A 12,065-nucleotide genomic window follows, 5' to 3' on the forward strand; every position below is an offset into this window, starting at 1 on the left:
TGATTTTTGTCTCTAATAAATAAAAATCATACAAATAACAGCATTTTAAGTATTTCATTAAACGCTTTTTCTTTTTCGAAACAGCAAAATAGCAATCATTAATTCCAATTTATTTTCATTATTATTTATATCAATCTTTAAAAGCTTTTCTATTTTTTTTAAGCGATATTTTAATGTATTTTTATGAATATGAAGGGCATCAGCAATTTCCTGTAAGCCCCCTTTACTTTTTAGCCACATTTCTAGATTGTATATTAGTTCTTCTTCCTCTAATAAAGAGCCAATTGTTCTGCCGATGAAATGGCCAACCTTTTGTTCATCAAGGTCGGACAATAGTAACTCTAATTTCAAATCCTCTTCAAATACTATTTGTCTATTTTCTATAGCAACCGTTAACGCTATATTTGCTTCATTGTAGGATGCATTTAGCTCAAAGAAGGAATGTGAGTTGCCGACACCTATAAATATATCGTCATCATATAGCTTTATAAGTTTGCGGTTAAATGAATGAAGTGTTTGCTCTAAATGAATACGCGTTATTTTTGGGACAAGCAACACTAGCTTATCAAAGCTCCATTGAAAAATATGTAATTGAGGATGGATTATTTGAATTGCACGCAAATAATCCACCCCCTTCTCATCGATTCTCTTATTCAATTGAATTATAATAATTCGATTGTAGAGCTCTGTATCAATATTTAACATTTCTGCTCGTTGCTCTAGCAACAATTGATTTACCTGACCATTTAATAAATCTAGCAGGAAGAGCTCAAACATTTTAGTCTCTCGTTCTTTTTTACGGTGCATTAAAAAATCTTCCACAAAAAACTGTGTAATTTTCTGAACAAGTTTCCCATATTTTTCTATTTCCGCAGGTTGGCCAGTAACACCAATTACTCCAATTGATGTATCTTCAATAACTAATGGCATGACAAGACCCTCACGCACACCCTTCAATTGAATCGACAGCTCCTTCGTCATATGCATGACTTCTTTGTTTTTCATGGCTATTAAAGCACCTTCATGAAATTGATTCATCCTCGACATGTCTGTGCTGGCAATAATAAATCCATTATGATCGATTACAACAACATTTTGATCAATCAACTCACCAAGCTCTCTTACAATTTTTGTGCCAATTATTTGCAAATCAAACATTGTGCCACCCCCCATAAAGATTAATATACTGATTATGCCGAAAATTTAGTATATTTTAGCTATTTTACTACAGTTTTCTATGCTCTTGTAGATAAAATCAACAATATGTGAGGCATACATGCTTGATTCTAGCTTTTCCTTATGGATACCAGATTGAATTTGTAACAAGCAACCAGGATTGGCCGTAACGATAACTGTGGGCTGTAGCGCCTTAATCGTTGCCATTTTTGTAGCTAAAATGTCATTAGCTGATGCAGGTTGCAATAAATTATATATTCCTGCTGAACCACAACAAGTGTTGGCATTTGGCAGTTCTGTGAAAAGGACATTTGGTAGTGCCTGTAAAATCATTCTTGGCTCATTGAAGACTTTATTGACATTGCGTAAATGACAGGAATCCTGATACGTTACAAGTGTTTGCTTTGCTTGCTGAGGCAAGGTGGCTAAATAATCAAGCAGACCAGCTTTGACAAGCAGGCTTGAAATATCAATTGTCTTCTCAGAAAATCGAATTGCCTTTTCACGATACTGATCATCACTCTGTAAATGCTTTTCATACTCCTTCAAGAAAGCTCCACAGCCACCAGCATTATTAACAATATAAGTGTAATCATCTGAATCAAATAGCTCTACATTACGAATTAAGTTTTGCTTACCACGCTTTAGCTCCCCACTATGTCCATGCAGAGCCCCACAGCAACTTTGATTATCTGGAATAATAACATCCACACCAAGCATTTGTAGCAAGAATACTGTTTTATCGTTTGTTTCCTTATAAAGCGTATCCATTAAACAGCCTGTAAAAAAGGCCACCTTCATCGTAGCTGGTTTCACCTGTTTGAATGGCTGTATTTTTCTTGCTATGGGTGGTAGAGATGCCTCCATTGTTTTTACATGCTTGGGGAATAAATTTAAAAAGCCAATTTTTCGCACAGCCTTTTGTAGGCCTGTTTTTTGATAAAGATGCAGTAGGCTGACGGCATGTTGCATATTTTTTTGTTTGACGAAAAGATTATTAAAAACAATTGTACGTGTTGTTTTTTCTACGAGGGATGCGTGCTTCACTTCTTGTACCGCCTCACGCGTTTGCTCAATCAAAGCACCATACTGTACCCCAGCCGGACATGCTGGCTCACAAGCACGACATCCTAAACATAAATCAAATGACTTCTCAATGGACGCATCAAAGGGGACTATTCCATCACGCACCGCCTTCATTAAGGCAATACGCCCACGAGGTGATTGGGCCTCATCTTGCTCTGTATGAAGATATGTCGGACAGCTTGGCAAACAGAAACCGCATCTCATACAGTCCAGTAATAAATTTTCATCGATATGCGTCTCGAAGGATTGTTGCATTTGCTGCTGAACATTAGTTGCCACCATCTACCACCACTCTTTTCTTCGTCTCTTTTGCAAAAACTTTGCCAGGATTCATAATATTGTTTGGATCAAAGGCTTGTTTAATGTTTTTCATTACAGTAATACCAACAGGACCAATCTTCCATTCTAAATAAGGTGCTTTCATTTCACCTATACCGTGCTCCCCTGTAATCGTGCCACCTAGCGAAAGTGCTGCCTCAAAAATTTCCGCAAACGCCGCTTCCACACGGTGCATCTCATCTTCATCTCGCAGGTCTGTTAAGCATGTAGGATGCAAATTCCCATCCCCTGCATGACCAAATGTGGCAATATTAACCTTGTACTTTTCGGAAATGTCATTAATTCTCTTCACCATTTTGGCCAGCTCTGATCGTGGTACTGTGGCATCCTCTAAAATAACTGTCGGTTTTAATTTTGCTAATGCTGATAAGGCGACACGTCTTGCTGTTTTAATTTGCTCCGCTTCCTGTGCATCTTTTGCAATTTGCGTAAAAAGAGCACCATTTTCTTCCGCAATTCGTACCATTTCTTTGACATCTTGTTCTACTTGATACATTTCACCATCCTGCTCGAGTAGGAGCATTGCTTCTACATCTGTTGAGAGACCTATTTTCATGTATTGCTCGACGGCGCTAATTGTTTTTTTATCAAGAAATTCTAGCGTTACTGGAATGATTTTATGTGCAATAATACTAGATACTGTTCTCGCTGCATCCTCTAAAGATTCAAAGTATGCGATGCTCGTCATTTTATATTGTGGTAAAGGGATAAGCTTTAAGGTAATGGCTGTTACTACACCTAATGTTCCCTCTGCTCCAACAAATAATGAGGTGAGGTCATAGCCTGCTACGTCCTTTGCTAGTTTGCCACCTGTTTCTAGAATATCTCCGTTCGGTAAAACAATTTGTAACCCTTTCACATAATCCTTTGTTACACCGTATTTTAACCCCCGCAGGCCACCTGAGTTTTCACTGACATTGCCACCAATTGTAGAAATTCTCATTGAGCTTGGATCAGGAGGGTAAAATAGACCATGTGCTTCGACGAATGTACAAAGATTCTCAGATATAATGCCAGGCTGGACTGTAATCGTTAAATTTTCCTTATCGAAATTTAAAATTTGATCCATTCTATTAAATAAAATCACTACGCCCCCATCGTAAGGCACCGTTCCTGCTGCAAGGTTTGTCCCAGAGCCTCGAGGAATAATTGAAATCTTATATTCATTACATACTTTTAAAACCTCCGCAATTTCCTCTGCATTCCCTGGTGAAATAACAAGATCAGGTAAGCGCTGGAAGTTTGCTGTTGCATCATAGGAATAAGCTAAGAGCTGTGCAGTTGAGCTTTTTACGTATTTTTCACCAACAATATGCGTAATTTTTTCGATTACTGTTTTATTCATAATGCTCACCTCGAATTGAGATATTTATTACTACAATTTTAATTGTTAGAATTTTCTAAACATATGTCTTGTAAGATAAAAAAGTGTAATAAATTTTAATTTTTTTGTGTTATAAGACCAAAAAAATAGAAGTTATCGGACAAATTCCAATCAACTTCTAAAATTTACACTATTCTTCCATAAAATATAAAAAGCTGATGAGAAAGTGGCACTTGCCTGCTTTCTCATCAGCCTTTTTAACGCTGGCGTTCCTTGAAGGCACGTTCCATCTCGCGTTTAGCTTCTTTTTTGCGCATGTCGCTGCGCTTATCGTAGTCTTTTTTCCCTTTACCGATGCCAATTAGGAGCTTGGCGTAGCCATCCTTGATGTACATTTTCAATGGGACGATTGTGTAGCCGTCACGTTTTACGGCACCGACTAGCTCGCCGATTTGCTTTTTGTGGAGCAGCAACTTGCGGGTGCGTAGTGGATCGTGGTTGAAACGGTTGCCTTGTTCGAAGGCGCTAACGTGCATATTGTTGATCCATGCTTCACCATTGCGGACGCGGACAAAGGAGTCTTTCAGTTGGACTTTGCCTGCACGGATGGATTTGATTTCTGTGCCAGTTAGGACCATGCCTGCTTCAATTGTTTCTTCGATGAAGTAGTCGTGGCCTGCTTTTTTGTTTTGTGCTAATACTTTACCAGAACCTTTTGCCATATCTTTCACCCTCTACTTAAAAGGTTGAGCTTAAGCGAAAGCACCCTTTCAATGAATACTTTCGATTAGGCTTATTTACGTTTTGTTTTTTTCTTTTTGCCTTTTTTGGCAATGCCCTCATAGAACTTTTGCTTTTGTTTCACGCGTTTTTTAGGACCTGGGCTTGAGTCATCTTTGCGGCGACCACGCGGATCCCGGTCACTTTCGCGTCGTTCACCTTGCTTGGTGCTACGAGTTCCACGATCATCCTCTTGACGACCGCCTCTACGATTGCCACCACGTCCGCCTTTTTCCTCATCACTGCGTGTGCTTCGGCGACTTCGTTCACCTTTGTTATCGCTGTAATTTTTACGTGCATGAATAACAGTTGGTGCTGCTTTGCGTGTTCGTCCATATGAAGTTACCATTCCAACGATTTCAAAGTCAATGGATGACTCCTCAATAATGACATTTGCCACACGAACTGTCACTTCATCCCCAATACGGAATTGGCGATTCGTTCGTTCCCCGATCATAATCATTTGACGATCATCGAAGCGGTAGTAATCATCAGTCATATTGCTAATATGGACAAGTCCTTCGATGGTGTTTGGTAGCTCCACGAAAATACCGAAGTTTGTAATGGATGAAACAATCCCTTCGAATTCTTCGCCAATTTTGTCGGACATATATTGTGCTTTTTTAAGTGCGTCTGTATCACGTTCTGCATCAACAGCACGACGTTCACGCTCAGACGTGTGGTCAGCAATTTCATCCATTGCCATACTCCACTGTGCAATGGTTTCTCTGGATGTATCCTTGTTAATTAAATACGTACGAATTAAACGGTGTACAACTAAGTCAGGATAACGACGAATTGGTGATGTGAAGTGTGTATAGAAATCCGTTGATAAGCCAAAATGTCCAAGACTTTCAGGGTAGTACTTCGCCTGCTGCATTGAACGTAAGAGCATCGTTGAGATAACAGGCTCCTCTGGCATACCTTCAATGGCCTTCAATACATCCTGTAATGCCTTAGGATGAACGGTATTACCAGTACCTTTAATTAAAATACCGAAGTTCGTGACAAATTCAAAGAAGCGTTGAAGCTTCTCAGGCTTTGGATCTTCGTGAATACGGTATATAAACGGTACATTCATCCAGTGGAAGTGCTCTGCCACTGTTTCATTGGCAGCTAGCATGAAATCTTCAATTAATTTCTCCGCTACTGTTCGTTCACGTAATTCAATATCAACTGGCCATCCTTCTTCGTTCACGATCACCTTGGATTCTTTGAAGTCAAAGTCAATGGCTCCTCGCATTTCGCGTTTACGGCGCAAAATGCCCGACAGCTCAGCCATGTTTTTAAACATTGGAACAAGTGGCTCATAGCGTTCAATTAGTGCCTCATCCTGCTCCTCTAAAATCTTGTAAACGTCCTTATACGTCATACGCTCAGTCGTTTTAATGACACTTTGGAAAATTTCATGTGCAACCACATTACCATTCGCATCAATAATCATTTCACAGGATAGTGTTAAACGGTCAACCTGTGGATTTAATGAACAAATGCCATTTGATAAACGATGTGGAATCATTGGAATGACACGGTCTGTTAAATAAACACTTGTCGCACGATCGTAAGCTTCAATGTCAATGACCGAGCCTTGCGTTACATAATAACTTACGTCTGCAATATGTACGCCAAGCTTATACGTTCCATCTACATTTTTCGTTACAGTTACGGCATCATCTAAATCCTTTGCATCTGCCCCATCAATTGTCACAATCGTTTCATGACGTAAATCACGACGACCTACTAAATCGGCCTCTGTAATTTCATCTGGCACGCGCTGTGCAGCAGCAATGACTTCATCTGGGAATTCAGGTGGAATGTCATGCTTATACAAAATGGATAAAATATCCACACCTGGATCATTTTTATGCCCTAAAATTTTTGTAATATAGCCTGTAGCAGATTTTAAATCCTCTGGCCATGTTGCTACCTCAACAACAACCTTATGTCCATCGACAGCCCCTAATGTATCTCCTTTGGCAATAAAGATATCCATTGGTAGCTTTTTATCGTCTAGAACAACAAAGCCGAAGCCACGGTTAGCCTGGAATGTACCGACAAAGCTTGTTTGACCACGCTCGACGACCTTTGTAACCGTACCTTCACGTCGATCACCGAATGATTCCTTTAAAACACGTATCAGAACGATGTCTCCGTTAATGGCACCGTTAATTTCATGCGGTGGAATGAACACATCATCCATGCCCTCGACGTCAGGTGTCACGAAGCCAAAGCCCTTCGCATGTCCGATAAATTTACCTCTTAGCAAATTCATACGCTCTGGTAGGCCATAGCGATTGGAGCGGGAACGCACAACTAAGCCTTGCCCTTCCATGCGGACAAGTGTTTTCACAAGCTCCTTGAACTCCTCCGCATCCTCAAAGCCAAATTCATCCTCGATTTCACCGACTGTTAGTGGTTTATAATCATCTGTGCTGAAAAAATCGAGTAAACGACTTTGTAGTGTATCTTTTTGGTCTTTCATACATATTCCCTCCTTCATGAGAAAATCCTATTTATATTATTGTGCCCAATTTAGGCTTTCTAAAAAGCGATAAATGTCCTCATGTAATTGATCTTTTTCTTGATCTAATGTAATAACATGTTTTGAGTTTTCATACCACTTGATGTGCTTTTCAAGTGACTCAGTTTGATTATATATAATGTTGGCAGATTCTGTCTCTATTACTTCATCATTTGTAGCTTGTACGACGAAAATAGGCGCATAAATCATGTCAATTTCTTGACGAGTGCGGGCTATAAATTCTCGAAGCTGCTGTAGAGATGGCATGCCTTTGTCAGCAATACTTGCAACTTCAGCTTCAATTTGTTCTTCCTGTTTCCCTTGGAACTTTTTATAGTCCCTTGCATATTTCAAGACACCCTCAAACATAACGTCGGTTGTACGCATTGTCATAGGGGCACACATTGTCACAATGCCTTTAACAGGATTATTTAATGCAACGTTTAATGCCATAACACCGCCTAATGAAAGTCCAGCAACGGCTATTTCCTGATAGCCAGCATCCTGTAACTGTTTGTAGGCGGCAATAACATCCTGCCACCAGTCTGCTGGACCTGTTGTGATTAGTTCTTCTGGTTCCACACCGTGACCTTTATAGTGAGGTGCTAATGTAGTATACCCTTTTTTCTCTAAAAATCTACCAAGCATTCGTACGTCTGCAGAGCTTCCTGTGAAGCCGTGTAATAATAAAACAGCACGTGGTCCTGCCTGAAAGAAAAATGGCTGTGATAATGATTTGTTCACTGTAAGCACTCCTTCATTCTACAACACTTATACATATATACATACTATACCCAATCTCGTCATCTCGATGATGCCCAGCGGATCATTGGTTATTGCGTTACCATTCATTTTTTACTACAGAGAGAGAATTTACCATTTAACAATGATAAAAGAAAACGCCCAACCAATTCGGTTAGGCGATATATCTTCAACTATTAGATTTTTGTAATAGCGATTGCTAATAAAAAGAACACTATAGCTAACACAATTGTTGCACGGTGAAGGATTAAATCCATACCACGTGCTTTTTGCTTTCCAAATAGTTGCTCAGCTCCACCCGAGATGGCACCTGATAAGCCTGCACTTTTACTAGATTGAAGTAATACCACAACGATTAACGCTAATGATACGATAACTAATGAAACTAATACTACTGTATGCATTCACTGCACCTCCCGAACTTTGAAACATCACAACAGACTACATTATAACAAAAAAAGGTTGTGATGACAAACTTCGCTTTATGTTTTGCTGGAAATTTTCCGCCTCATGCTTCCATCCTTGTCGACTTGTGCTACTATTTGTGGATGTCACTCCCTACAAATTAAATTATAATGGCAAAAATGAACTTTTTTGGAGGGTGGGAAAATGAATAAAAAAATAACAGCGCTGCTAGTACTATGCTGCATGATTCCCTTTCTTACGGCATGCTCAAAGGCCATTGACCTACTTCTTGAGGAAGAGGATGTAACAACCACAACCTTAGCAGAAGATACAGAGAATGATATGAAGAAACCAGAAAGTAAAGCGCTATCTGCCTCTTTTTCACCTAATGATCTTTTCTCAACCTCATTATTTAAGGATGATCCTGCCTTACTACAATTCACTAAAAAAGTTGAAAAACAAGTAGCAAAGTTTGAACAGCACTTTGAAGTCCCTTATACTGGGAAGCTAAACTTCGAAGATTTTGAGGTGCAGCTGAATGACTTAAATAGCCTGCTTTCCTTCGTCGATCCCTATACAGCTGGTTATTTTCTTACTTATGAATGGACGGCTTGGGAAATAGATAATGGCTATTTGGTAGAGTTGTCGATTGATTACTTAACAGATGCCAAAAAGGAGCAAAAGGTCGATCAATATGTAGAGGCTTTTGCTGATCAGTATATTTCGACAGATATGACAGATTTTGAACGTGCTAAAATCATTAATGATACGGTTGTACAGTTAGCCACTTATACTGAACAAGGCTCTACTGAGGGACAAACGGTTTTTGAGCTGATAAACGAAGAAACTGCGGTATGTCAAGCTTATGCTCTACTAGCTTATCGCCTACTATTAGCTTCGGATGTAGAAGCGAAATACGTATATGGCTATAGTGAGGATCAGCTGCATGCTTGGAATTTAGTCAGTATCGATGGCAATTGGTATCATCTTGATACAACGTGGAATGACGTGGATTCAGCGGAGCCTTATGCGATTTCCTATGAATACTTTTTAGTCAGTGATGAAAAATTAAGCCAAGATCATTTATGGGTTAATGAAAATTATTTTACTGCTACAAATAACAATTATGATTTTATGCATGATATGTGGTATGCCCATACTGTCGATGATGTGATTTATTATAATAATATCAAAGATAATATGGTCTATTCCTATAATTTAGACACAAATGAAAACAATCAAATTACAGAAACAGCATGCTATTATTTAGCTACTTATGATGATTCCATTTATTGCAGTGACTATGACAATGCCGGTTATTTAACAAAAATTAATGTCCAGGACGGCTCTGAAGAAGTCTTACTTGAAGATGAAGTCCTCAACTTGTACATTGAAGAAGACATTTTATATTATGAAACGATCGATGGTGCACAACATCAGGAAAATTTGTAATGCCCCAAAAGAATCTGTGTGACCCTTACACAGATTCTTTTCTCCCCTTTCATTTACATAATTACCATATTTCATTAACAAACCTTTAACGCTAGCTTTACACCCTTCCTTTACACTTACAGTTGAATTCATCTAAAGGAGGAAAATCATGAAATACGCAAAAAAATGGACTTCATTGTTTTTAGCAAGTGCAGTGACTTTATCCGCAGTTAGTATCTCACAGCAAGAGGTACATGCAGCCGAAGTAAAGAAACCGACAAATGTCATTATGCTTGTGATGGATGGTAGTAGTAATAATGCTGTCACCCTTTCCCGCTGGTATAAAGGTGAAAGCCTAGCAATGGATGAAATTTTATCAGGTGCTATGCGCACATATTCTGCTGAATCTGCCATTACCGATTCCGCGCCTGCTGCGACAGCATTAGCAACTGGCCATAAATCGAACGATAAATATATAGGTGTTCTCCCATCTGTGATCAACTCCCCTGGATTAGCGCAAATCGCTAAGGATGAAGCCTTCCGCCCTGTAGCCAATGTGCTAGAAGGAGCTAAGCAGCAAGGTAAGGCCACTGGATTAATTTCTACTTCCGAAATTCAACATGCTACACCAGCTGGTTTTTCTGCCCATGTCAACAATAGAAGTCAATATGGGGATATTGCAGAGCAGCAGGTTTATCAAAATATTGATGTTGTCTTAGGCGGTGGTCTGGAATCACTATCACCAGGCACATCGAAAAATGCCCGTCAAGATGGCGAGGATTTAATCAAGGTTTTGAATGAAAAAAATTATGATCTCGTTAAAACGCGCGATGAGCTATTTAATAGTCAATCCTCAAAAATTTGGGGAAGCTTTGCACCAAGTTCACTTGCTTATGATTTAGATCGTGCAAAAACAAGAGCATCTGAGCCTACACTTGCTGAAATGACGAATAAAGCAATCAATACGCTGAAAAAGGATGAGGATGGCTTCTTCCTCTTTGTAGAAGGTAGCAAGGTTGACTGGGCTGCACATGCCAACGATACAATTGGTATCATTAGCGATATATTATCATTCGATGATGCGGTGAAAGAAGCAGTCGATTTTGCGAAGGAAGACGGTAATACTCTAGTCATTGCAGTAACTGATCATGGAAATAGCGGCATTACGATGGGGAACGCTAACACTACTAGTACCTATTCTAGCATTCCAGTCTCTGCTTACATCGACCCGTTAAAAAAAGCTACGATGACCATTGAAGGAGCTTTAAGCCAGCTAAAAGAAGATCGCTCTAATTTAGTTGAGGTCGCTGCTCTTTATGGCTTAGATTCATTAACGGAGGACGAGCTTAAAACATTACAGTCTGCTAAAGACTTAGGTAGTGAAATGGTAAAAATGCTAGCCAATCGTGCAAACATCGGTTATACAACAGGTGGCCATACGGGTGAAGATGTATTCTTATATTCATTTGGTCCTTATAAATTGACAGGATTAGTAGAAAACACTGATTTAGCTCATACAATGGCACGCTTTATGGGCTTTGACTTAAACACATTAACAAATGATTTATATGTGCCTGCAACGAAGGCATTTACGGAAAAAGGATTTACAACAAAAATCGACTTATCGGATAAAGAAAATCCAACATTTATTGCGCAAAAAGCAGATGTCACAGTGAAAATTCCAGTCAACAAAAACACGATGACGTATGAACAAACTTCCTCAAACACGGCAAAGACTCATACATTTGATACAATCAATGTCTACAATGGCTCTGAATTTTATGTATCTAAAAAAGTTATTAATCAAGTGAAATAAAAATAATAGCGCGAACATAAGTTGAGATTATTCCCTTATGTTCGTGCTTTTTTTACATAAGTAAACCAGCCAATAATTTGTAAACTCTACATATCCCCCCAAAACCTTAAATTTACCTTAAATTAATCTTATGATTTACTGAATTCATCTTAATTCAGCAACATTTTTCTCCACATTCCGTCAAATCAGTGTTAAAAACATAAGGTAAGGATTTTTAACTAGTAAATTACTATTTTTTTGAAAGTTTAATCCTATACTTTTTTTCATTGGAGGTGGACAAATGCAATCCATCAAAAATAATGAGTATTTACGCTTCATTGGCTTCACGATGTTTTATTTGATTGTTTTGGTACTGTTGTTTCTTATACATGGCTTCCATGATATGAACGCTGGACCATTTATATATACGGAATTTTAAATAAAGG

The 12,065-nt window shown here is 38.9% G+C and carries 10 protein-coding genes; 3 read left to right on the forward strand and 7 right to left on the reverse strand.

Annotation, left to right across the window (positions count from 1 at the left end; translation table 11 throughout):
• Window positions 1-57 precede the first annotated feature (57 nt).
• The 7 genes from PSR12_RS18990 to secG form a co-directional block, all read right to left on the reverse strand.
• A complete protein-coding gene (locus tag PSR12_RS18990) occupies window positions 58-1,158 on the reverse strand; it encodes a CdaR family transcriptional regulator (protein ID WP_221681197.1) in 1,101 nt (366 codons plus the stop codon).
• 45 nt (window positions 1,159-1,203) lie between these two features.
• Window positions 1,204-2,544 carry a (Fe-S)-binding protein gene (locus tag PSR12_RS18995; RefSeq protein ID WP_237497365.1) on the reverse strand — a complete coding sequence of 447 codons (1,341 nt, stop codon included), beginning with the start codon at window positions 2,542-2,544 and terminating at the stop codon, window positions 1,204-1,206.
• Window positions 2,531-3,946 carry an FAD-binding oxidoreductase gene (locus PSR12_RS19000; RefSeq protein ID WP_274770128.1) on the reverse strand — a complete coding sequence of 472 codons (1,416 nt, stop codon included), beginning with the start codon at window positions 3,944-3,946 and terminating at the stop codon, window positions 2,531-2,533. Before PSR12_RS19000 ends, PSR12_RS18995 begins: the two co-directional genes overlap by 14 nt.
• Before the next feature lie 236 nt (window positions 3,947-4,182).
• Window positions 4,183-4,647: an SsrA-binding protein SmpB gene (smpB, locus tag PSR12_RS19005; RefSeq protein ID WP_009373233.1), complete on the reverse strand. Its 465-nt coding sequence runs from the start codon at window positions 4,645-4,647 to the stop codon at window positions 4,183-4,185.
• A gap of 71 nt (window positions 4,648-4,718) precedes the next feature.
• A complete protein-coding gene (gene rnr / locus PSR12_RS19010) occupies window positions 4,719-7,187 on the reverse strand; it encodes a ribonuclease R (RefSeq protein WP_221681195.1) in 2,469 nt (822 codons plus the stop codon).
• A gap of 36 nt (window positions 7,188-7,223) precedes the next feature.
• Window positions 7,224-7,970, reverse strand: a complete 747-nt coding sequence (locus tag PSR12_RS19015) for an alpha/beta hydrolase (protein WP_004228103.1) — start codon at window positions 7,968-7,970, stop codon at window positions 7,224-7,226.
• 194 nt (window positions 7,971-8,164) lie between these two features.
• Entirely contained in the window at window positions 8,165-8,392 is a 228-nt protein-coding gene (secG, locus tag PSR12_RS19020) for a preprotein translocase subunit SecG (protein ID WP_004228101.1), read from the reverse strand.
• A 205-nt stretch (window positions 8,393-8,597) separates the two neighbouring features.
• Between secG and PSR12_RS19025 the strand changes: the two genes are divergently transcribed.
• The 3 genes from PSR12_RS19025 (at window position 8,598) to PSR12_RS19035 (ending at window position 12,058) form a co-directional block, all read left to right on the forward strand.
• On the forward strand, window positions 8,598-9,845 hold the full coding sequence (locus PSR12_RS19025) for a transglutaminase domain-containing protein (RefSeq protein ID WP_221681194.1): 1,248 nt from the start codon (window positions 8,598-8,600) through the stop codon (window positions 9,843-9,845).
• A gap of 148 nt (window positions 9,846-9,993) precedes the next feature.
• Complete coding sequence (locus tag PSR12_RS19030) at window positions 9,994-11,640, forward strand: alkaline phosphatase (protein WP_221681193.1); 1,647 nt, start codon at window positions 9,994-9,996, stop codon at window positions 11,638-11,640.
• A 280-nt stretch (window positions 11,641-11,920) separates the two neighbouring features.
• Window positions 11,921-12,058 (forward strand): teichoic acid D-Ala incorporation-associated protein DltX, encoded by a 138-nt coding sequence (locus PSR12_RS19035; protein ID WP_221681192.1) that lies wholly within the window; start codon window positions 11,921-11,923, stop codon window positions 12,056-12,058.
• The last annotated feature ends 7 nt before the right edge of the window (window positions 12,059-12,065 follow it).

Origin of the sequence: Lysinibacillus sp. G01H, assembly GCF_028872195.1 — a bacterium.
GTDB classification, from domain to species: domain Bacteria; phylum Bacillota; class Bacilli; order Bacillales_A; family Planococcaceae; genus Lysinibacillus; species Lysinibacillus capsici.